Source organism: Sulfurivermis fontis, assembly GCF_004001245.1.
GTDB lineage: Bacteria > Pseudomonadota > Gammaproteobacteria > Thiohalomonadales > Thiohalomonadaceae > Sulfurivermis > Sulfurivermis fontis.
On the sequence record NZ_AP018724.1, the window covers coordinates 1810580 to 1833212 of the forward strand.

Below are 22633 nucleotides of genomic sequence, written 5' to 3' on the forward strand. Positions count from 1 at the left end.
TTCTACTTGCGCCGGATCTGGAAAAACCCGCGCAGCAGCGCACCGCACTCGTCCGCCAACACCCCGCCGCAGACCTCGGCCTGATGGTTGAGCTGCGGCGCCTGCAATAGGTTGAACACACTGCCCGTCGCGCCGGTGCGCGGATCGGCGGCGCCATATACGACGCGCCGCACACGGGCATGTACCATGGCGCCGGCACACATGGCACACGGTTCCAGCGTAACGTACAACGTGGTATCCACCAGGCGATAATTGCCCAGCAATTGTGCTGCCGCACGCAATGCCTGAATCTCGGCATGCGCAGTCGGATCATGGGCGGCGATGGGCCGGTTCCAGCCTTCGCCGATGACGACACCGTCCTTTACCACCACGGCCCCCACCGGAACTTCACCCTCCGCTGCGGCGCGCTGCGCCAGTTCCAGCGCAAGCCTCATCCAGCGAACATCTTCCGCCTCACTCATCGCCGAGCGTCACCGATATCACGTTCGCGCATACCGAGCAGATAAAGGATCGCGTCCAAGCCCAGTGTGGCAATGGAATGTTGCGCCTGTTGTTTGACAATGGGTTTGGCATGAAAGGCGATGCCGAGACCGGCGATAGACAGCATGGGCAGGTCGTTGGCACCATCGCCCACAGCAATCACCTGCTGCAGAGATATCCCCTCTTTTGCCGCCAGTTCGCGCAACAATCGTGCCTTGGCCTGGCCATCGATGATTTCGCCCTTGACCTCGCCGGTCAGTTTACCGTCACGGAAATCGAGTTGGTTGGCGTATATGTAGTCAATGCCCAGCTTGCGCTGCAGGTGCTGCGCGAAATAGGTGAAGCCGCCAGACAGTATCGCCACCTTGTAACCGAAACGTTTGAGATTCGAGATCAGCAACTCGGCACCCTCGGTGATCGGCAGACGCTCGGCGATATCCTGCAACACTGCCTCATCCATGCCCCGCAGCAGCGCCAGACGACGACGAAAGCTCTCGGAAAAATCCAGTTCACCACGCATCGCCGCCTCGGTAATGGCTGCGACCTGGTCGCCAACACCGGCCACTTTGGCCAGCTCGTCGATGACCTCGGCCTGAATCAGGGTAGAATCCATGTCGAAACACACCAAACGGCGGCTGCGGCGGTAAATATCGTCCTCCTGGGTGGCGATGTCCACCTCCAGTTCTTGCGAGACCTGCAGGAATGCCGCGTGCAACCGCGTCAAATCAGGGGCCACGCCGCGCACCGACAATTCAACGCAGGCAATCCGCTTCTGCTCAGGATGCTGCAAGGAAATCCGGCCGGACAGGCGCGTGATGTTGTCGATGTTCAATCCCTGTTCCGCGACCACTTCCGATACCCGCGCCAGATGCCTTGCGCTGATCTTGCGCCCCAACAATGTAATGATATGACGCGGCTGTCCCTGTGCCGCTACCCACTGTTCGTACTCCGCACTACCGATGGGAGAAAAACGAATGGCGAGATTGAGACGATGGGCAGCGAACAGCAGGTCACGAAATACGGCACAACCAGCGGCATCCTGCGGCATTTCCACCAGCAACCCCAGAACCAAGCTGTCGTGGATCACTGATTGACCGATATCGAGCACATTGACCTCGTAGGTTGCCAACACCGCGGTCAACGCAGTGGTGATACCGGGCTGGTCATGTCCGGAAACGGTAATCAAGATGACTTCATGCATGATGCAGACTCAACGAAATCTGATGACTGAACATTACTTGTCTGGAAATACAAAAGGGATGATACGCCAGCACATCATCCCTTTACTCACCACCGCAGCGAAGGAACGCTGCGTTAATTTCCGCTCATCAACGAGAAGCTCAACATCTCGTTCTCGCGCCTTTTCTTGCCTGAATTTGCCAGATACCACCAATAATACCATTACAAGTCAACCTCTTGCCGTTGCCTGCCGCTGCTAGGGAAGCCCTGAATAAGTTCAGCGCTTCCTTAACGCTGGTGCAACGCTTGAGCAGTTCCTGGAGCACGGCGCCCCGCAGGTTGTAGGTGCTCTCCATCAGTTCGCGCGCCTCCTGCAACGGCTGGCGCACACCGACTTCGCTCAGCAGTTCCAACAAGGCGCGCTCGGGTGTGGAAACCAGCGGCGCCTCGTTGCGTCCTTCAAACGACACGACGTGCAACAGGTCTTCCGGCCGCTCGTCGAATAGGCGCTTGCGGTGGTACTCGGCGGGGAATTCCTTCAGGAACCACTCCGGCAGGCGAGCCGTGGTCCATCCATACAGGTGCAACGTTTCCTGCTGCGCCACATACTGGCGCACGCCCTGCCAGTCCAGGGCGGACTTGCCGCCGACGTGCAGGACTTCGATCCTGCGCTCCAGCAGCTTCAGGCTCGGATGGAGCGACAGTCCTTGATCGGGGCGACGGAAAACGCCCCTCGCCAGCCGTACCAGCCACCCGGCACGCGCGTAGTGGACGGCGAGATCAGCCGACACACCCAGATGCGCCAGATATTACGATGTGACAGGTTCTCCGTGGGCAAGCGGGACGTAAAGAGATGTTGGTTTGCCTTGCGATAGCGTAGTCACCACATTACGTACCCCGACCTCCTGGCAGTTCCTCCTGTGCAGCGAGGCTCAGAACCGCCAGACGAGGCTCACCCAGGCGCGCGGGTTGTTGTCCTGGGTGTCGGACTCGGGTTTGCCGCCGTGCGTGCGCCAGGCGAGCGCCGCATCGAGACTGTAGGCGCCGCTGGCATAGCGGATGCCGAAGCCTGAGCCTGCGATCGAGCGCGTGTTGTCGACCAAGGGCGCGGCGAGCCTGCCGTTGTCGGCATTGATGCGCACCTTGCCGGCATCGTAAAAGAGATACGGCTCGGCGCTTCCCAGCCGGTAGCGCGCCTCGAGCTGCACGAGATAGCCCTCGTCGCCGTTGCCCTCGCCCACCGGATAGGCGCGCACGCCGTTCGGGCCGCCCAGGAGGAAACTCTCCGAGGAGTCGAGGTTCTTGTTTGCCCACTGGGCCGAGAGCCGCCCATAAAGGTTGAAGTTGGCGATGGGCGTCGTCTGCAGCCGGGCGAGGTCGAGGTTCCACTTGGCGAAATGCCCGCGGCTGTCCATGCCGCTGGCGATGTCGGCCGCTTCGAGCGCGGCATCGAGTTCGAGATCGCCGACGGTGTAAGCCAGACTGCCCCAGGTCACGCCCGCGCTATCCCGCCGGTCGAACTGCACGGTAAGCGGCACGACATCGCTTGTCTTGTCGTTGCGGGTCGCGGTCGCATCCTGCCGGTCTTCGAGCTTTTTGTGCTGGTAGGCCAGCCCCACGGCGAGGTTGGCCTGCTGGCCGCGCAGGATGGGATAGGACAGTCCCGCGCTCGCTACCTTTGCCGTGCCTTGGGCATCGAGATTGGCGAAGTCCTCGCCCAGTTCGTAGTAGGTGTGGCTGTAGCCCACGTTCGCCCGCAGCCCCGAGCCGCCCAGGGGCAGGCCGTAATCGAATGCGCCCTGCCAGGTGCCTTCCTCGCTTGCAATCGCGCGCAGGGCGAACCGGTCGCCCAGGGTGAAGGGGCTGTCGAGAGAGAGGTTGGCCCGCCCACGAATCTCGCCGCTGTAGCGGTTGCCGTGGTTGTCGAGGCCCACATCGCCGCGCCATGCCCGTTCGCGCTGGACTTCGACGACGAGATCGCCGGTGCCCAGTTCCTGACCGGGGCGCAGGATGGGAGAAACCTTGACGCCCGGCTGGTCGCCCAGGAGAAGCAGGCGGCGCTCGAGCGGCGCGCCTTCGATCATCGCGCCCGGTTCGAGACCGGCAAGGAAGTCCTGCGCCGCCTCGTCGCCTCGAACGTCGATCCTGCCATAGCGCCCTTCGATCACTCGAATGGTAAGCACGCCATCCTCGAAGCGCTGCGCCGGGATGAGCGCCCGGGCGAAGGGGTAGCCGGCTTCGCGGTAGTGGCGGGTGATGCGGGCGGCGAGCTCCTTGAGGCCGGAAAGATCGTAGGTCTTGCCTTTGACGTCGCCCAGTAGCGCACGGAGTTCGGCCTCATGAAAGACCGTGTTGCCTTCGACTCTCACGCCCGTGAGCGCGACCGTGGCCCCGCCGGGCAGGACTTCGCCCTCGGCAGGCGGGGCGAGGCCCAACTCGCGTTGCGGCAGAGGCGCGGGCTGTGCCGGTTGCGTTTCCTGCAAAAGGCGCCCGGCGTCGGGGACGGGCTGCGCAAGTGCGGAAGAAGCGAAGACCACGCACAGCGCGGCGGCAAGCGGAGAGAGGTGCAGGTGTTTCACTTGTTTCAATTTCCTTCTTGTTAGAGATTCGTTGGAGCACGGCAAAACCACCAGGAAAGAGGCAAGACATCTTCACTTGCGCCTCCACTCCTCGTCATCGGGCAGGATGCCTTCCGGCAACCGGATGCCGCCGGCGATGACCATCAGCCCGGGCAGCGGCGAGGTGATGCCACCGCCGCCCGCGCCGGCGAAGCCTTGCGGGTTGCCGTCTCCTGCGCTCCCGCCGCCGTCTTCGCCGGAACCCGCACCGCCGCCCGTGGGCGCGCCGCCCGCAAGACCGGCCGTGCCCGTCCCACCGGAGTCGTTGCCCGCCGTCGTCTGCACGCTGGCCAGCGCGGCGTCGAGCGGGGCGCCACCGCCACCCGTGTTGCCGCCGGAACTCGCCGCCGTGATGGTCAGATCGGCGCCCACGTAGGCGATGGCGTAGTTGGGGTTGTTGGCATCGGTCACCGTGCCCTGCCGGATGGCGTAAGCTCCCACGGCTTCGCCGGGATCGCGCGCGAGGCTGCCGGCGAGGCTCTCGCCCGTCACCAGACCGCAGTCCGTGCTCTGCCCCGCCGCGCAGCCGGTGCTGTAGGTGAGCGCGGGATCGGGCTGGCCTGCGGTCTTGTTCTTGGCGTCCGCCGTCACCACCACCGGGCGGGGGGTGATGTCGGCACTGGCGGTGCCGGTGGTGTTCTGCAGGCTGTAGTTGCCGGCATCCGCCCCGGCGAGCGCCCCGCCCGTGATGCTCACCGTCTTGCCGGTGCCGACGTTTTTGGTATCGAAGCTGCCGCTGGCGGCGATATTGACCACGTCGCCCGAAACGATGTCGCCGCTGGTGGCGCTCACCGTGGCGACGGTGGTGCCGTCATAGACCTTGTTCGCCGCCGTGTAGCTGGCGGTGAGGGCCTTGGGCGTGATGGAGGCCTGCAGCGTCTCACCGGCCAGCGTGTAGTTCGAGGCGAGCCCGCCGTTCGCGCCGTCGGCCAGCGTATAGCTCGCCGTCACGTTCTTGTTCGTGCCCGTGTTCTTGTCGGCGAAGGCGCCGGTGGCGGAGGCAACCGTCACCGTTTCGGAACCGACGAAGCCCGAGAGCGTGCCCGCCGTGACGCTGGCCGTAGTCGTGCCGTCGTAAACCTTGTCCGCCGCGCTGCTGCCGGCGATCGTGAGCGCCTTGGGCAGGATGCTGGCGGTGGTGGTGGCGCCGGAACCCAGGGTGTAGTTGCCCGCGTCCGTGCCGGTGAGCGCAAGGCCCGAGACGGTCACCGTCTTGCCGGTGCCGGCGTTCTTGTCGGCGAAGCTCGCGCTGGCGGTGCCGGATACGCTCACGTCGTCGCCGCCGATCACGCCGGCGAGCGTGCCGAGACTGGACAGGGTGGCCGCCGTGGTGCCGTCGTAGGTCTTGTCGTTGGCCGTCAGGCCGGAAAGCGACAGCGCCTTGGGCGTGATGTCGGCGCTGGCGGTGCCGGTGGTGTTGGTGAGGACGTAGTTGCCGGCATCCGCCCCGGCAAGCGCCCCGCCGGTGACATTCACGGTCTTGTTCGTGCCCGCGTTCTTGTCGGCAAAGGCGCCGCTGGCAGTGATATCGACCGTATCGCCCGTGACGATGTCGCCGCTGGTGGCGCTCACCGTGGCGGCGGTGGTGCCGTCGTAGACCTTGTTGCTTGCGCTGTAGCTGGCGGTGAGCACCTTGCGGGTGATGTCGGCCATATTTGTGCCGGTGGTGTTCTGCAGGGTGTAGTTGCCGGCGTCCGCGCCGGAAAGCGCCCCGCCGGTGATCGTCACGACCTTGTCCTCGGCGGCGTTCTTGTCGGCGAAGCTGCCGCTGGCAGTGATATTGACCACGTCGCCCGCGACGATGTCGTTGCTGGTGGCCGTCACCGTGGCGGCCGTCGTGCCGTCGTAGGTCTTGCTGTACGCCGTGTAGCTGGCGGTGAGCGCCTTGGGCAGGATGCTGGCGGTGGTGGTGGCGCCGGAACCCAGGGTGTAGTTGCCCGCGTCCGTGCCGGTGAGCGCAAGGCCCGAGACGGTCACCGTCTTGCCGGTGCCGGCGTTCTTGTCGGCGAAGCTCGCGCTGGCGGTGCCGGATACGCTCACGTCGTCGCCGCCGATCACGCCGGCGAGCGTGCCGAGACTGGACAGGGTGGCCGCCGTGGTGCCGTCGTAGGTCTTGTCGTTGGCCGTCAGGCCGGAAAGCGACAGCGCCTTGGGCGTGATGTCGGCGCTGGCGGTGCCGGTGGTGTTGGTGAGGACGTAGTTGCCGGCATCCGCCCCGGCAAGCGCCCCGCCGGTGACATTCACGGTCTTGTTCGTGCCCGCGTTCTTGTCGGCAAAGGCGCCGCTGGCAGTGATATCGACCGTATCGCCCGTGACGATGTCGCCGCTGGTGCCGCTCACCGTGGCGGCGGTGGTGCCGTCGTAGACCTTGTTGCTTGCGCTGTAGCTGGCGGTGAGCACCTTGCGGGTGATGTCGGCCATATTTGTGCCGGTGGTGTTCTGCAGGGTGTAGTTGCCGGCGTCCGCGCCGGAAAGCGCCCCGCCGGTGATCGTCACGACCTTGTCCTCGGCGGCGTTCTTGTCGGCGAAGCTGCCGCTGGCAGTGATATTGACCACGTCGCCCGCGACGATGTCGTTGCTGGTGGCCGTCACCGTGGCGGCCGTCGTGCCGTCGTAGGTCTTGCTGTACGCCGTGTAGCTGGCGGTGAGCGCCTTGGGCAGGATGCTGGCGGTGGTGGTGGCGCCGGAACCCAGGGTGTAGTTGCCCGCGTCCGTGCCGGTGAGCGCAAGGCCCGAGACGGTCACCGTCTTGCCGGTGCCGGCGTTCTTGTCGGCGAAGCTCGCGCTGGCGGCGCCGGCAAGGCTCACGGCATCAGCGCCGATCACGCCGGAGAGCGTGCCGAGGCTTCCCAGGGTGGCTGCCGTAGTGCCGTCGTAGGTCTTGTCGTGGGCCGTCAGGCCGGAAAGCGACAGCGCCTTGGGTGTGATGTCGGCGCTGGCCGTGCCGGTGGTGTTGGTCAGGTAGTAGTTGCCGGCGTCCGTCCCGGAAAGCGCCCCGCCGCTGATGTTCACGGTCTTGCCGTTGCCCGCGTTCTTGTCGGCAAAACTGCCGCTGGCGGTGATATGGACCTCGTCGCTGCCGATGATGTCGCTACTGGTGGCGGAGACGGAGGCAGTAGTGGTGCCGTCATAGGTCTTGTTCTGCGCCGTGTAGCTGGCGGTGAGCAGCTTGCGGGTGATGTCGGCCGTATCTGTGCCGGTGGTGTTCTGCAGGGTGTAGTTGCCGGCGTCCGCCCCGGAAAGTGCCCCGCCGGTGATCGTTACGATCTTGTCCTCGGCGGCGTTCTTGTCGGCGAAGGCGCCGTTGGCGGTGATATTGACCTCGTCGCTGCCGATGATGTCGCTACTGGTGGCCGTGACCATGGCGGCCGTCGTGCCGTCGTAGGTCTTGCTGTACGCCGTGTAACTGGCGGTCAGCGCCTTGGGCAGGATGCTGGCGGTGGTGGTGGCGCCGGAACCCAGGGTGTAGTTGCCCGCGTCCGTGCCGGTGAGCGAGAGGCCCGAGACGGTCACCGTCTTGCCGGTGCCGGCGTTCTTGTCGGCGAAGCTCGCGCTGGCGGTGCCGGCAAGGCTCACGTCATCAGTAACGATCACGCCGGAGAGCGTGCCGGGGCTTCCCAGGGTGGCTGCCGTAGTGCCGTCGTAGGTCTTGTCGTTGGCCGTCAGGCCGGAAAGCGACAGCGCCTTGGGCGTGATGCTGGCGGTGTGCGTCCCCCCAGTGAGGGTGTAGTTGGTGGCACTGCCAGTTGCGCCATTGCCAAGCGCAAGAGAACCTAAGGTCACTGGCTTGTTGTCGCCAACATTCTTGTTATCTACCGCGCCGCTGCCGCTAAGCGTCAGGTCTTCGCCACTCACCAGGTTGTCGAGCGTGAAGATTGCGGCAGCAACAGTGTTGGTGCCATCATAGACACGTGAGCCGGTGAGGCTCACCGGGCGGGGTGTGATGTCCGCGGTGGCGCTTACCTGGCCGCTGAATGTGTAGTTGCCCGCGTCTGCTCCACCAAAGGAAAGCGTTACCGTCTTGCCATTGCCGACGTTCTTGTCGGCAAACGCGCCGCTGGCGTTAAGGGTGTCGCCAGAGATGATCCCGACGAAGTTGGCGTCGCTGTAATTGACAGTCGCATCTGTCGTGCCGTCATAGGTCTTGCTGTCGGCGGTGATGCCGGAGACGGTCAGCGCCTTGCGGGTGATCTCGTAACCAGCGCTGCGTGTGCCAATCAGGTCGTAGCCATCTTGCGTGCTGTAGATCCTGGCGGTGTAAGTTCCGGCGTTCTTCTGGTTGTAGAGATCGCCGCCCAACAGAATCTTGCTGGAATCGTAAGACCCAGAGATGCTGAACATGCCAGCAGGCACGGTGGTGACCTTGTTGCCATCATAGACCTTGCTGCCCGCTGTCGCCGAATCGATGGTGAGCGGCGTCAACGCCCAGCGCAACAGCGGATAGCTGTCGCCGTCATAAATCCGCCAGACCGTGCCGGTGCCGCCGGCGTCGTCGATATTCCAGCCGGAGAAGGTGGAAAGAGTCTTCATCTCGGCGGTGGTTTTGCCGGTGCCGCCGGCGCTAGTCATTTGGCCAGAAGTTTCAGTATTCCAGAAAGATGATTCGACGGTGGCGTCGTTGTAGTTCCACCCCACCAGCCCGCCGACGCTACTACTGCCCGACACACTGCCGGTGGCGTAGCTGTCGGTGATGGTGATGTTGCCGCCGGCATCACCGTAATTTTCCCCCACCAGCCCGCCGACGTTGTTGCCACTGCCCGACACACTGCCGGTGGCGTAGCTGTTGCTGATGATGGAGTTGCTGCCAGCCATGCTATAGTTCCGCCCCACCAGCCCGCCGACGCTACTACCACCCGCCACGCTGCCGGTGGCGTAGCTGTTGCTGATTGTGGAGTCTAAGGAGACGCCGGCGCTGTAGTTCTGCCCCACCAGCCCGCCGACATAGCTGCCACTGCCCGTCACATCGCCGGTGGCGTAGCTGTCGGTGACGGTGCTGCGGTTGTTCGAGCCCACCAGCCCGCCGACGCTAAAATCCCCCGTCACAATGCCGGTGGCGTAGCTGCCTGTGATGGTGCCATAATAATAGTTCTTACCCACCAGCCCGCCGACGCTAATATCCCCCGTCACAATGCCGGTGGCGTAGCTGTCGGTGATGGTGCCGCGGTTGTTCGAGCCCACCAGCCCGCCGACGTTAGTATTGCCCGACACGCTGCCGGTGGCGTAGCTGTCGGTGATGGTGCCGGAGTTGTTCGAGCCCACCAGCCCGCCGACGTTAGTATTGCCCGACACAATGCCGGTGGCGTAGCTGCCTGTGATGGTGCCACTGTTGCCATTGGAACCCACCAGCCCGCCAACGCTGTCGGTTCCAGTCACTGCTACCCCGTCGGCATAGACGTTGCGTATCATGGCCAAAAGAGAGGAGGTAGTGTCATTAACCTTCCCCACCAGACCGCCGACGGTGTTGTTGCCCGTCACGCTGCTGCCCACCAGCCCGACGTTCCGGACCCGCTCATGTTTTTCCGCAAGTTGAGGTTGAGGAGTAACGATACTGAAAAGCCCGACGTTGTCCTCATCCGGCCGGTTGATGGTGAGGTTCGTGATTGTGTGCCCCAGCCCGTCGAAGCGGGCGGCGAATCCAACTGGCACTGCAGTAGTATGGACCAGGGGCTTGAAGCCCGCGCCGCCGTTCCAGGTACTGGTGGCGCTGGCGTCGATGTCGGCGCCCAGCACGTACCTGCCGTCTTTTTTGCTATCGTTCCCCAGCCCCTGCAGGCTGTTGGTGGTGTAGTTGTTTTCATCACCCGCATTGCCCAGTTGGGTGATCACGGTCCAGGTAAAGGTACTGCCATCCGACCCCAGCCTGGTGGAGAAGTTGCCGCCCGGCTGCAGGTTGATCTTGCCGGTAAAGCCAGAGCCGGTGAGACCAAAGCTGTAGGTGGCGGTGTTGCCGGAAGCAGACGCCCCCTGTCCGTATTCGAGCGCCACCTTGCCGCCCGAGCCGCCGGAGGCATCGATGGTGGAGAGGATTTCGATGTTGCGATAAGCCGAAAGCGTGAGCGTGTTGCCAGAAGTCCAGGTGATATCGTCCTTGACGAAGATGTCGCCGTTGCCGGCAGTTCCTCCATTGGCAGACTGAATAGTGACGTTACCGGAGTTTAATGAGGATGACAGGGTGGCTCCCGTGATATCCCCACCACTTGCCGCAATGGTGAAGTCATTGGGGTCAATCAGCCAGTGGCCGGCCTTGACCTGCGCGCCGTCCTGCACCTTCACCTTCGCCGCGGAGGTCTCGATAAAGCCCCCATCGCCGCCTGCGGGGGCGCTCGCATCGAGCCGCCCGCCAACGTTGGCTTGCCCCGTCTTCATGTCGGCAAGCAGCAGGATTTCGCCCCGCTCGCCGGTGGCGAGCGTCTTCGCTTCGGTAATGCCCGTGTGGTTGATGACGGCGGTGGCGATCTCGTCGGCAGCCTGGGCGGTGAGCAGCACCCGCCCGCCGTCGGCGAGGATCGCGCCGCCCTGTTCGATCAACGCATCGAGCGCGCCCTTGTCCACTTCGAGCTTCAGCGGCCCGCCCAGATCGAGCCGCACGGTATCGGCGGCCGCCATCAGCACGTTGCCCTTGGGCGCTTCGATCCGCCCGACGTTTTCGATCTTGGCGGCAATGAAGGCTGCCGTGCCGCCAGCGCCGACTTTGATCTCGCCTTCGTTGCGGATGGCAGCATTGCCACCGCCGCTGAAACGATAGTTGCCGGCCATGAAATCGGCCACCGACAGATCGCGCGTGGAGGCGACCAAGCCCCCGACCTCGACCCGGGCGGTGGGGGTGAACAACACGCCGTTGGGGTTGACGAGAAACACCTGGCCGTTGGCGGTGAGACTGCCCTGGATGCGGGAGACATCGGAACCCAGCACACGGTTGAGCGCAATGCTCGATGCCGAGGGCTGCACGAAGTTGACCGCATAGCCTTGCCCGATGGAGAAGCTCTGCCAGTCGGCGGCCATCCGGTCGGTGCTCTGGCTCACCGTCATCGTGTTGCCGGATTGCGCGATGCTGCCGGAGCCTGCGACGATCCGGCCGCCTTCGGGGAGATTCGCGGCGAAAGTCGGCGCCAGAGGGACGGCGAGGCAGGCCGCGGCGAGGACGGCAGAGGATGCCCGCTTGCCGCGGGCGCGGGCAAACTCGGCGACGGCGACAAAAGCCTGGTGGATGTCGCTCCAGACGAGACGATAAGCGCGGTTCATGGTTCCGGTCTCCCCATCCATTCGGAAATCCACGGGATTTTCCACGGGGCCGGTGGGTGTTACCATCCGCTCGTTAGCGGATACGACGGATCGGAGGACGCGGGGAGGACTTCATGATCAGGACGGTGCGCGAAGCGGATCTGGACGCCCTGGCGCGGCTGTGGCAGGAACTGGCGGAAGCGCCGGCGGCCGAGCACGAGGCGGCGCTACGCCATTGTTTCGAGGCGTTGTGCCGCATGATCGGCGCGGCGAATGCCTCCTGGGTGGGCCTCCGCCGCGACCCCAATGAGGACCCCTACGCGGGCTGGCGCATCCGCGCGCTGGATCATTTCCACAACCGCGAACGGCGGCTCGCGCTCGGGCAAGAGATCGCCGAACGCATCGCCCAGGGGGAAATCGATCCGCATGTGGTGGCGGTGGCCCGCCACGCCGGCAGGCCGCGCTGCCATCTGCGCGCCGAGCTGGTGAGCGAGCGGGAATGGCGGCAGAGCTGGACGATCCACGAAGCCTTCCGCGAGGAGCGCATCATCGACCGGCTCGATGGCGGCGTGCCGGTCGGCGCCGACTGCGAGGTGCACTTCGTGCTCGACCGGCGCGCGGGCGAGCCGCCGTTCGCCGAGCGCGAGCGCGACCTCTTGCGCTTCTTCCTGCTCGGCGCCCAGGGCTTCTTACGGGAGACGCTGCTCGCGCGCGGGCTGATCCATGCCGCCGCCCCTTTCAGCCCGCGGGAACGCCAGGTGCTCGCGCTCTTGCTCACCGACGCGAGCGAAAAGGAAATCGCCCGGCGGCTTGGCATCGGCCACCGCACGGTGCACCAGCACGCCGAGGCGATCTACGCCAAGCTCGGCGTGCGCGGGCGCGTCGGCCTCATGGCCCTGTGGCTGCGCCACCGGCGCGCGGAACAGGCCGACCCCGGCGCGCCGCCGTCCGCGCCGCTCCGGCTGGCCGAGGACATGCAGGCCGGGTCCTGAGGGGCGGCGGCGGGGCTACGATGACCACGAAAGAAATCGACCTCAAGGGGTGAACGTCACTATCGCCTCCGCGCAATGAATCCGCGCATCGCGGCGGACGGCATTCCCGCCCAGGATGCTGAATTTCGAGTCCTCTTCCAGATACTCGACCATCGAAAAACGCCCCCTTCCGAACTCGATATAGTCCTGAGCAGACAGACCATTGCTCGCCCTGCCAGCGGGAAAGGTAAGCACGAGTTTCAAGCGGGAGGCGGCGCAGAGATCGATGAGTTCGGCTGCCGCCCGTCTTGCTTCCGTCTTGCGGCTGAATAGGGTGGACTCCGAGATTCGTTCGCCCAGCAGGGACTCGGTCAGGGACTGGGTGCGGGCCAGAGGCATCATCTGGCCTACCATCAGGTTGATGAGATAGGCCTTGAGCCCATGGCCGTATTGCAGGGGGCCGGTCATGTCGGCGGGGAACAGGCCCTTGACCGTGCTGGCGCATGCGGGACATGGCTTGATTTCGGCATCCACGTGCTCGACGACCTTCTCGAAGACGATGTCGATTTTGGTACGTCGCCCATGGACGAGACAGTCGACGCTATCGAGTGGGTTACCGCAGACGTCGCAGCTCTCGACGGTGGATACCGTGACCGTCTCGACACGGCGGTGATTGCTCACCGTCTCAGCGCCCAGCTGTCGCTTGGGGGCGGTTACAGGGAGGGATCAACTGGTTTCATCCTAGTCGGTTTGCGATGAGGGCAGGCTGGAGTTCTTGCTGGTCTGATGATCCAGAAAGATGGATAAGATCAGCTCGACAATGAGCAGCAGGCTTTTGAACAGCGCTTTAGTTTCAGGGGGGATCTTACCCTGTTGGGATAGCTGGTCGAAGTCCGCCTTGAGACGGGCGATTTCTTCCCGGACGGAGGCTTTGTCGAGTGAGGCCATCTGTGGCGTTGGGCATGATCAGCGGATAACGCCTATTTGATCATGGCTTACACCACAAGGCTATTCCGTGTTTTCGATCGGCCGATAAGTGAGTTGATCGCCGCATCCCTCACAAGGGGGCGAGTAGTTACGTTTATCTTTTATATTCAATGGCTTATTTTGCCGCAAACGGTAATACCATGAAAAATACCATACTCAGAAAATCCTTCAAAATGCTCGAAAAAATTCCTGATTGAACGCTGCAACACAGCCACCTCTGAATTCTCCCTGGCTCGCAGATACAAACATTGACGATCTTTGTATTTCACCCTAACATTCTTTAGTGAAAGCGTCCACCTTCGGAGGCCATTATGCATATATCACTCACTCCCGAACTGGAATCTCGCGTTAAAGCCAAAGTGGAATCCGGCCTGTACAACAATGCCAGCGAAGTCATCCGTGAAGCGCTTCGTTTTATGGAAACCCATGAAGACTGGATTCACGAGATCAAACTGACTCGACTTCGTGAGCAACTGAAAGTCGGAGTAGACCAACTAGACCGTGGAGAAGGTATCGCAGTCGAATCAAAATCGGCGCTCGACACCTTGTTTGACGATATCATGAGCTGACCTTCATGGCGCCCCATCAGCTCGTCATTGCGCCTACCGCAATAAATGACCTCAAAGACATTTACCAATACGGCCTGCGACAGTGGGGACAAGCACAATCCGAAAGCTACCTATCCACTATAAAGAACCAATTCTGGTTGCTGACCCAGCATCCGCTTATGGGTACCGAGCGCCCAGAGCTCCTGCCAGGCGCCAGAAGTCTTCCTATAGAAAACCATACCTTATTCTATCGTGTGATTGCCAATAAGGTTGAAATCATCCGTGTACTGCATGGCCGCCAGGATCCACAACGCCATCTGAAATAGCCAGACATAACCCATATTCAATTGATGATGCAGATTACATCATCGATTGGGTTGTTTTATTATTTTAAGGAAGGTCTGAATAAGTCCATCCTGGACTTCTCAGACCACGCCAAGCGAAAAGTGTGATTTTCGCTTGGCTTCATTTTTCAACGACTTATCGTCGTTGAAAAATGGCGGCACATCCCTGTGCCGCGGAAGCTCTGAACTTATTCAGAGCTTCCTTAATTCAGTATGTTACAAATTCCTTGGTCACTCCCACTCGATAGTGGCGGGCGGCTTACTGGAAATGTCGTACACCACGCGGGCAATGCCCTTTACCTCATTGATGATACGGCGCGACACAGTTTCCAGAAAATCATAGGGCAGATGTGCCCAGCGCGCGGTCATGAAGTCGATGGTCTCCACCGCGCGCAGTGCCACCACATATTCGTAGCGACGACCATCGCCGGTGACACCTACCGACTTGACCGGAAGGAATACGGCGAAGGCCTGCGAGGTCTTGTCGTACAGATCGGCCTTGCGCAGCTCCTCGATGAATATGTGATCGGCGAGACGCAAAATGTCGGCATATTCCTTTTTCACCTCGCCAAGAATACGCACGCCGAGCCCCGGACCGGGGAAGGGATGGCGATAGACCATTTCATAGGGCAGACCCAGCTCGACACCGATCTTGCGCACCTCGTCCTTGAACAACTCGCGCAACGGCTCCAGCAACTTTAGCTGCATGTGTTCCGGCAGACCGCCGACGTTATGGTGCGACTTTATCAGGTGGGCCTTGCCGCTCTTGGCGCCGGCCGACTCGATGACATCGGGATAGATGGTGCCCTGGGCCAGCCATTTGGCATTCTGCAGCTTGGCCGCCTCTTCCTCGAAAACCTCGACGAACAGGTTGCCGATGATCTTGCGTTTCTTTTCCGGATCGGTGACGCCAGCCAGGGCGGACAGGAAGCGCTGCTCGGCATCGACGCGGATCACACGTACCCCCATGTGCTCGGCGAAGGTCGCCATCACCTGGTCGCCCTCGCGGTAGCGCAGCATTCCGTTGTCGACGAACACGCAGGTAAGCTGGTTGCCAATGGCTTTGTGCAACAACGCCGCCACCACCGAGGAATCGACGCCGCCGGACAGGCCCAGCAGCACCTCGTCACTTCCCACCGTTTCGCGCACGGTACGGATGGCGTCGTCGATGATCTGGTCCGGTGTCCACAGAGAGGCGCAACCGCAAATATCGTGGACAAAGCGGCTGATGATGCGCATGCCCTGGCGGGTATGGGTCACTTCGGGATGGAACTGCAGGCCATAAAAGGCACGCGCCTCGTCGGCCATGCCGGCGATGGGGCAGGAGTCGGTGCTGGCCATCAGCACGAAACCGGGCGGCAGAGTGGTTACCTGATCACCGTGGCTCATCCACACGTCGAGCAGGCCGTAGCCTTCCGCACTGGTATGGTCCTCGATTTCCTTCAGCAGACGGGTATGGCCGCGGGCGCGTACCTGGGCATAACCGTATTCATGGTGAGCCGCCGCCGCCACCGCGCCGCCGAGCTGCTGCGCCATAGTCTGCATGCCGTAGCATATGCCCAGGACGGGAACGCCCAGCTCGAATACCACCTGCGGTGCACGCGGCGTACCCTCCACCGTCACGGTCTCCGGCCCACCGGACAGAATGATGCCCCGCGGATCGAAGGCGCGGATGTCCGCCTCGGCCATGTCGCAGGAATGAAGCTCGCAATACACCCCTGCCTCGCGCACACGGCGGGCGATGAGCTGGGTGTACTGGGATCCGAAATCGAGGATCAAAATGCGGTCGGCGTGAATATTGATGGACATGGGGTCAAGTGGCTCGGTAACTGGGGAGGAAAGGCTCAGGGCTGCAGATCATCCGTGATCTCGTCGCCCTGTTCAAGTCGGTTACTTTCTGGCGCCCAGGACCAGTTCGTCCAGCGGTATTGGCTTCTCGATGATATAGCCCTGACCAAAGTCCACGCCGATCTTGCGCAGCTTGTCGAGGGCGATCTCACTCTCGATGTACTCGGCGATGGTGCGCTTACCCAAGGCATGGGCCATCTCATGGATGGACTTCACCACCGAATAGTCGAAAACGTTGGTGCTGATGTTGCGGATGAATTGCCCATCGATCTTCAGGTAGTCCACCGGCATCGATTTCAGGTAGGAATACGAGGCATGTCCCGAACCGAAATCGTCCAGCGCCAACTGACAGCCGGTCTGGCGCAGGCGGCGCATGTAGTAAACAGCACGTTCCAGATTGCTGATCGCAGCAGTCTCGGTGATTTCGAAGCAAACTTGATGACTTGGCACCTCGGCATTTTCCAGACGCTGCACCAATTCCTCCATGAATGCATCGTCGTCGATGGAGTGACCGGACAGATTCACCGAAATGGAATTGATGGTATTGAGTTTGCCGCGGTTGGCGCGCAACCACGCAAAAACCTTGTCTACCACCCAACGGTCGATATCGCCGATGCGATTGTAGATCTCTGCCGAAAGGACGAACTGATCCAGGGAAACCAGCTCACCTTGCTCATTGTGCACATGCAGTAGTATCTCATAGCGCGGGTGTTCATGGGCAAATTTGAGCGAGGCGATCTTCTGGCATTTGAGCTGAATCAGGCCGGCATCGAACAACTTGTTGATACGCCCGACCCATTCCATCACACCCTGCCGCTTGATAATGACCTCGCTCTGCGGATCATAGAACTGGATGCGACCACGGCCAGCCTCCTTCGCGGCGAAACAGGCCGAATCGACAGCCGCCAGCAGGGTCCGTACCGAATCGCGCGCCGGGTCGATGGCCGCGATACCGAAACTGGCATCCACTACGAATTCCTTGTTCTCGCAGCGGAAATGGTAGTCGTTAATGGCGCGGCGGATTTCCTCTGCCCGTCGCATGCCTTGCTCACGATCGCAGTTCTCCAGCAACACGCCGAATTCGTCACCGCCCAGACGGGCAATCACCGGCGTGCTGCCCAGTTTGCGGCGCAACAAGTCCGCCAGGTTGCTGAGCAATTCATCGCCCGCTTCATGACCGCAGGTAACGTTGATGACATTGAATCGATCGAGATCGAAATAGCACAAAATATTGTTGCTGCCTTCCTTTTTGGCGCGTAACAACAGATCGTCAAGCGCGCTTTCGAAACCGCGCCGGTTCATCAGACTGGTCAGCGCATCGTGATTGGTCTGCTCGATAAGGCGATCGTGAATCGACTGCAGCATCGTGTAGGTGGCGCGATCCATGAGCGGTCGATCCCAGCCTTCAAGGATCAGCATCTGACCACGCGACATGTACGCTGCCATCTCCTCCGGTCGCACGTCCAGACCCTTGTTGCCTTCACGGTCCACAAAGACAAAACGGCCCCACTTGCGGTCAGACCACACCAGCTTCTGCTGCTGCAACTCCTCCTTATCGCTCTTGTAGGACACCAACTCGCCATCAGCCAGGGATTCCGCACGCTTGAGCCAGCGTGCCCACTCCACCTTGGACAGTTCCACCGGTTTGAGAGCCTGCTTCTCCTGCTCCCAGGACTGCAGCATCAACTGGGCAATGGAGCCTTTCTTGATGCGTGCCACCTTGGTGGGATCGATTTTGGCTTGCTCTAAGGTCGAAATCAGCTCGGACACCAGCAGCAATGATCGGGCATCGCCCTTACTGAGCTTTTCCAGCACCTTGCTGACTTCTTCCACCAGTTTGTGATTAGGCCAGTCCGCCTTGAGTCCCTTGTACGTCTTACCCTGCAAGCGCATCAGCAACTGTTCCATGGTGGCGCGCGCGGCTTGGTAACCCTCGCTGTTCATACCACCATGCTGGCAATGACGCCACAGCAGATTCTTCCAGCCGGCATCCAACAGTTCCAGCACCACCTTGGGTATCAGGCGTCCGTCCGCCATATCGAACAGGCGATCGATATCCTCCAGCATCTCCAGCGTCATCTGCCGATGATTGGGCTCAGCCTTGCATTTGGCGATAACCTCGTCGACCCGACGCCGGTATTCCTCCGACTGCTCGCCATACAACTTGTTGAGCGAATCGACTGCCTCATCCAGCACCTTGGGATCGCCGCCGGACTCATCGCTCAGGCTCCGCAGTGCCTGCTCCACCTTGGCAACCATTTGCCGGCGCACCTCCACCTTGTTCGCCGGCAACATCTGGAACAGTTGATCCAGGGTGTTGAACAGATGATGCACCGGATGGGAACGGTCCTGCAGCACATGCTCGTTGTTGAGCGCCATCTTGATGAACGGCAGCTCGACGCTCTCGAACCAGTCCTTCAGGTGGTCGTCGGTAATCGGGTCGGTCTGGATGGATGACAGCAGGCTCTCCGTCACCTCCAGCTTGTCTTGCGTCTCCAGCGGCAGCTGTTTGGAGCTGTCACCACCGGCCTGCTCCGTCAGTATCTGCGACAGGCGCGAGGCCAGCGTGGTGCCCTGCTGGCGCAGATGGCGGATGCTGAGTCCCTGTTGCTGCAGGCTTGCCAAGCCGTTGTTCAATTCCTGCACAGAAAAATGCGCCACCGGGCCACGGGCAACACCGGCCTCTCCCGCAGCGGCCGCCGCAGCACCGGCCTGATGGCGACGGGAGGGCTGAGACTGCTGCGCCGTACGTTCAAGCTGCAGCAACTCATTGGCCGCGGCATAGGGTGACGGTACCGGCATATAGCCACCGCTCACGCCATCGGCAACACCGGCACCCGCCTCCGCCGGCGCGTAGCCGCTGCCCTGGACCGGTGGGGCAGCACCGGCCGGCGCGCCCGGTGGCGCCATCGCAGCACTACCTGGCACAGCGCCGGCCTGTTGCGTAGCAGCGGCTCCGGCCGGTACACCCACTTGCATACCCGGTACCGCCCCCATCCCGGGCTCCGCGTACGCTCCGCCGAGTGCTGCTGCATAGCCGGTATCGGGCGCGACACCACTGCCGGCATCATCGGAGGTATTCGGTGTCTCGGCACCGGGCTGGCCCGGCGGAACAGCGCGGGACGGAGCCGCCCCCCGCTGCTTGACCACGCGGAAGTCCTTTTTCAGAGCGGGAAGCACACCCTGCTCCTTGAGGTAATTGTTGAGCTGCCCCAGGAATGTGCCATAGCGGCCAAGCATGAAATCCTCGAAGGCCTTGAAGACCAGCGGTTTCATCGTCTCTTCCAGACCTACCGCATCGAAACACTCCAGAAAGCGCTGTGCCAGCATGGCAGCGCCGACGGGATTGCTCTGGTGGTCCAGCGGCCGGTTCAGGATCAGCCCCAGACGCTGCTCCAGTTCGAACATCACCTCATCGTTGTGGGATTCGAGTTTGGTAGCGATGGTCGTCACGGTCAGCCAGTTCTGGAACACCTCATCGGCCACGAGCGACAATTCGGATGTGTCTGTCTGCGCCCCCTGTTGCTTGAGCGGGCGACCATGATTGTCGAACTCATCCATGATCGCCGTGGTGTAACAGTTCAGCAGCCTGCCACGACTATCGCGCAGCTTCTGCTGTGCCTCGACGACGCCACGCCAGTTCCTCTTGGTCAATTCGTCGGACTTGTTGAGATTGTCGACACCTTCGGCAGTGAAGTTTTCCACCAGGTGGTCAATGAAGGCACGGGCCTTGTTGCGGCATTCGGCAATCACCCCGGCGTAACGAACATCCGGTCGCCCCCCAGTGGAGACAGGTACCGCCGTGCGCTGGGCTTGACTCATCAGATACTGGAAAGCAGCTCCATCAAGGCCGGCGAAGCTGATCCCCACTCCGATATCGATAACCCGCGCCACCTGCCCCTGTATCACATAACCTTGGCCGGCGCTGCCCGATGCCTGGGCAAGATGCACCTCGATGTAATCGCCAACACGCCAGTGGGTCGCGTGGGCCACCTGCGGGTAGAAAGTGATGAAGAGGCCGCCTTGGCAGAAATCCTCCACCACGCAGTCCAGCCGGACACCCTGGGTAGAAATGGCGACGGCATCCAGCCTGACCGGATAACGGGGGTAGGCACGCTTGTTGGCAGCTGACGTCATGTCACTGTGACTCCTGATGTTTTGCAGCGATTATACCCAATAAGGATACTAAAGCTGCCCATGCAGCCACCGGGCCAATGATATAATTTCCGCCCCAATCGGCTGCCCAATCGTCATGACCAGTTCATCCCGCAAGGACACCCTCTACGCCAGTCCGCAGTATCCGCTGGCGGACTTCGCCTTCGACGAACGGGTGGCCGGCGTATTTCCTGACATGATCCGGCGCTCGGTGCCAGCCTACGGCAGCGTGACCGGATTGCTGGGACTGGTGGCCGGCGAGTATGCGCAACCCCACAGCCGGTTGTACGACTTGGGCTGTTCCCTCGGTGCCGCCACCCTGGCCATGCGACGCCGCATCACCCAGCCCGGCTGCCGCATCATTGCCATCGACAACTCCCCCGCCATGGTGGAAGGATGTCGGGAGAACATCGCGGCCGACAATGCCCCGACCCCTGTGGATGTCGTCTGCGCCGACATCCGTGACTGCGCGCTCGAGGGCGCCTCAGTCGTCACCATGAATTTTACCCTGCAATTCGTCACACCGGAGGAACGCCTGCCGTTGCTGCGCCGTATCCGCGCCGGCCTGTTACCCGGCGGCGTGCTGCTGCTGGCGGAAAAACTGCGCTTCACCGACACGGCCGAACAGGCCACGCTCGAAGGGCTGCATTTCGCCTTCAAGCGCGCCAACGGTTATTCAGAGCTGGAGATCAGCCAGAAACGCGCCGCGCTGGAACGGGTACTGCTGCCGGACACCCTGGAGGCGCACCGGGCCCGGCTGCAGGCAGCCGGATTCAGCCAGATCATACCCTGGTTCCAGGCCTTCAACTTCGCCGCTCTCCTCGCCATCCGATGATTGACTACGCGGGACTGTGGCAAGCCCTGGTGGGCTCGCCCCTTGCCGGCTGGCGTGAAGAACTGGAGCCATGCCTGCACCGGGCACTGGATCCGGCAAGCCACGGCGATCTGCCGCACTGGTATGCCACCCTGGCGGCGCTCCCCTCCCTGACACCGTCCGTCATCGATCTGTCCACCGACTGTCCGCGCATCGGCAGCCCCGCGGACATCGACACGGAGCAACGCGCCCGGCTGGAGAAGTTGCTGCGTGATTTCCACCCCTGGCGCAAGGGACCGTTCTGCGTATTCGGCATCCACATCGATACCGAGTGGCGCTCCGATTGGAAATGGAACCGCCTCGCCTCCCACCTCGACCTGCGCGGCAAAACCGTGCTGGATGTCGGTTGTGGCAACGGTTATTACGGCTGGCGCATGTGCGGTGCCGGTGCCGCGCTGGTGTTAGGCATCGATCCGACCATCCGTTACGTCATGCAGTACGCCGCGCTGAGCCGTTACATCGGTGCTGTCGGCAACTACGTGCTGCCGCTCAGGTTCGAGGAACTGCCGCTGCACAGCGCGGCGTTTGACGTGGCGTTTTCCATGGGTGTGCTGTATCACCGCCGCGACCCGCTGGAGCATCTCGCCCGCCTGTACGGCCAGCTCAGGCCGAACGGCGTGCTGGTGCTGGAAGGGCTGGTACTGGCAGGGGATGAACTGGCCGTGCTGCACCCGCCGGGGCGCTACGCCAAGATGAAGAACGTGCACACCATCCCCAGCGTGCCGCTGCTGCGACAGTGGCTGACCGAGACGGGCTTCGTCGACATCCGCGTACTCGACGTCTCACCCACCACGCTAGAGGAGCAACGTCGCACGCCATGGATGGAGTTCGAATCCCTCGCCGACTTTCTCGACCCACAGGACCCGACGCGCACCATCGAAGGCCATCCCGCCCCGCGGCGGGCGAGTCTGCGCGCGCGCAGGCCGGGTAACTCAGGCGCTAAACTCGGGCAGGTGGGAAGCGTCCCACCCCTCGGCTCCGATATCCTCGGTCAGAAGCGTATCGAGACCGTCTTCGGTAGTGGATTCCACGGGTGCGGCCGTGCCTGGATGGGCGGGGTGGTCTTGCCGGTTCATGTCATCTCCTGTCTACATAGGGAGATCCATTCACTGGGGCGGATATGCCAGTCCGTTGTGGCATACGCAAGCAGAATGCCTGCCGGGAGGAAATTACCCCATCTCCACAGCCAATGTCCACAAGGAACGCAATGTTAAGGAAGCTCTGAATAAGTTCAGAGCTTCCGCGGCACAGGGATGTGCCGCCATTTTTCAACGACGATAAGTCGTTGAAAAGTGAAGCCAAGCGAAAATCATACTTTTCGCTTGGCGTGGTCTGAGAAGTCCAGGATGGACTTATTCAGACCGTCCTTAATGACCTGAGGCATTTCCATGCCGCAAACGGCAAGGCC

Annotated in this window: 12 protein-coding genes and 2 pseudogenes; 5 read left to right on the forward strand and 9 right to left on the reverse strand. The window is 62.1% G+C overall.

What is annotated here, in order from left to right; translation table 11 throughout:
- Positions 1 to 2: 2 nt before the first annotated feature.
- From tadA to EP379_RS09305, 5 genes and pseudogenes are all read right to left on the reverse strand, one after another.
- Positions 3 to 461: a tRNA adenosine(34) deaminase TadA gene (gene tadA, locus EP379_RS09285; RefSeq protein WP_127477536.1), complete on the reverse strand. Its 459-nt coding sequence runs from the start codon at positions 459 to 461 to the stop codon at positions 3 to 5.
- Entirely contained in the window at positions 458 to 1681 is a 1224-nt protein-coding gene (gene serB, locus EP379_RS09290) for a phosphoserine phosphatase SerB (RefSeq protein ID WP_127477537.1), read from the reverse strand. The genes tadA and serB overlap by 4 nt, the downstream gene beginning before the upstream one ends.
- Positions 1682 to 1946: 265 nt before the next feature.
- Positions 1947 to 2465 (reverse strand): annotated as a pseudogene (locus EP379_RS09295) (type IV toxin-antitoxin system AbiEi family antitoxin domain-containing protein); the annotation flags it as partial.
- A 126-nt stretch (positions 2466 to 2591) separates the two neighbouring features.
- Positions 2592 to 4238 (reverse strand): ShlB/FhaC/HecB family hemolysin secretion/activation protein, encoded by a 1647-nt coding sequence (locus tag EP379_RS09300; protein ID WP_197722768.1) that lies wholly within the window; start codon positions 4236 to 4238, stop codon positions 2592 to 2594.
- A 72-nt stretch (positions 4239 to 4310) separates the two neighbouring features.
- Complete coding sequence (locus EP379_RS09305; RefSeq protein WP_172600431.1) at positions 4311 to 11519, reverse strand: YDG domain-containing protein; 7209 nt, start codon at positions 11517 to 11519, stop codon at positions 4311 to 4313.
- 113 nt (positions 11520 to 11632) lie between these two features.
- Between EP379_RS09305 and EP379_RS09310 the strand changes: the two genes are divergently transcribed.
- Positions 11633 to 12490: a helix-turn-helix transcriptional regulator gene (locus EP379_RS09310; protein WP_127477541.1), complete on the forward strand. Its 858-nt coding sequence runs from the start codon at positions 11633 to 11635 to the stop codon at positions 12488 to 12490.
- A gap of 42 nt (positions 12491 to 12532) precedes the next feature.
- Here EP379_RS09310 and EP379_RS09315 read toward each other — a convergent pair whose 3' ends face one another.
- Positions 12533 to 13150, reverse strand: a complete 618-nt coding sequence (locus EP379_RS09315) for a hypothetical protein (protein WP_127477542.1) — start codon at positions 13148 to 13150, stop codon at positions 12533 to 12535.
- Between the two features lie 60 nt (positions 13151 to 13210).
- Positions 13211 to 13417 (reverse strand): hypothetical protein, encoded by a 207-nt coding sequence (locus EP379_RS09320; protein ID WP_127477543.1) that lies wholly within the window; start codon positions 13415 to 13417, stop codon positions 13211 to 13213.
- A gap of 350 nt (positions 13418 to 13767) precedes the next feature.
- Here EP379_RS09320 and EP379_RS09325 point away from each other — a divergent pair, with 350 nt between their 5' ends.
- Positions 13768 to 14025 carry a type II toxin-antitoxin system ParD family antitoxin gene (locus EP379_RS09325; RefSeq protein WP_127477544.1) on the forward strand — a complete coding sequence of 86 codons (258 nt, stop codon included), beginning with the start codon at positions 13768 to 13770 and terminating at the stop codon, positions 14023 to 14025.
- A gap of 5 nt (positions 14026 to 14030) precedes the next feature.
- Positions 14031 to 14330 carry a type II toxin-antitoxin system RelE/ParE family toxin gene (locus EP379_RS09330; RefSeq protein WP_127477545.1) on the forward strand — a complete coding sequence of 100 codons (300 nt, stop codon included), beginning with the start codon at positions 14031 to 14033 and terminating at the stop codon, positions 14328 to 14330.
- Positions 14331 to 14579: 249 nt separating this feature from the next.
- On the opposite strand, the gene guaA is transcribed toward EP379_RS09330, so the two are convergent.
- Both guaA and EP379_RS09340 read right to left on the reverse strand, forming a co-directional pair.
- Positions 14580 to 16157, reverse strand: a complete 1578-nt coding sequence (gene guaA / locus EP379_RS09335; protein ID WP_127477546.1) for a glutamine-hydrolyzing GMP synthase — start codon at positions 16155 to 16157, stop codon at positions 14580 to 14582.
- A gap of 81 nt (positions 16158 to 16238) precedes the next feature.
- Positions 16239 to 20333, reverse strand: a complete 4095-nt coding sequence (locus EP379_RS09340) for a DUF1631 family protein (RefSeq protein ID WP_127477547.1) — start codon at positions 20331 to 20333, stop codon at positions 16239 to 16241.
- A gap of 115 nt (positions 20334 to 20448) precedes the next feature.
- Here EP379_RS09340 and cmoA point away from each other — a divergent pair, with 115 nt between their 5' ends.
- On the forward strand, positions 20449 to 21186 hold the full coding sequence (gene cmoA / locus EP379_RS09345) for a carboxy-S-adenosyl-L-methionine synthase CmoA (RefSeq protein WP_127477548.1): 738 nt from the start codon (positions 20449 to 20451) through the stop codon (positions 21184 to 21186).
- Positions 21183 to 22148 (forward strand): annotated as a pseudogene (cmoB, locus tag EP379_RS09350) (tRNA 5-methoxyuridine(34)/uridine 5-oxyacetic acid(34) synthase CmoB); the annotation flags it as partial. The gene cmoA and the pseudogene cmoB, both read left to right, overlap by 4 nt.
- Positions 22149 to 22633: the final 485 nt, after the last annotated feature.

Coding starts and splice junctions, on each gene's coding strand:
- EP379_RS09325 (WP_127477544.1), top strand. CDS start 13,768: ATGCATATATCACTCACTCCCGAACTGGAATCTCGCGTTAAAGCCAAA.
- serB (WP_127477537.1), bottom strand. CDS start 1,681: ATGCATGAAGTCATCTTGATTACCGTTTCCGGACATGACCAGCCCGGT.
- guaA (WP_127477546.1), bottom strand. CDS start 16,157: ATGTCCATCAATATTCACGCCGACCGCATTTTGATCCTCGATTTCGGA.
- EP379_RS09310 (WP_127477541.1), top strand. CDS start 11,633: ATGATCAGGACGGTGCGCGAAGCGGATCTGGACGCCCTGGCGCGGCTG.
- tadA (WP_127477536.1), bottom strand. CDS start 461: ATGAGTGAGGCGGAAGATGTTCGCTGGATGAGGCTTGCGCTGGAACTG.
- EP379_RS09305 (WP_172600431.1), bottom strand. CDS start 11,519: ATGAACCGCGCTTATCGTCTCGTCTGGAGCGACATCCACCAGGCTTTT.
- EP379_RS09340 (WP_127477547.1), bottom strand. CDS start 20,333: ATGACGTCAGCTGCCAACAAGCGTGCCTACCCCCGTTATCCGGTCAGG.
- EP379_RS09320 (WP_127477543.1), bottom strand. CDS start 13,417: ATGGCCTCACTCGACAAAGCCTCCGTCCGGGAAGAAATCGCCCGTCTC.
- cmoA (WP_127477548.1), top strand. CDS start 20,449: ATGACCAGTTCATCCCGCAAGGACACCCTCTACGCCAGTCCGCAGTAT.
- EP379_RS09330 (WP_127477545.1), top strand. CDS start 14,031: ATGGCGCCCCATCAGCTCGTCATTGCGCCTACCGCAATAAATGACCTC.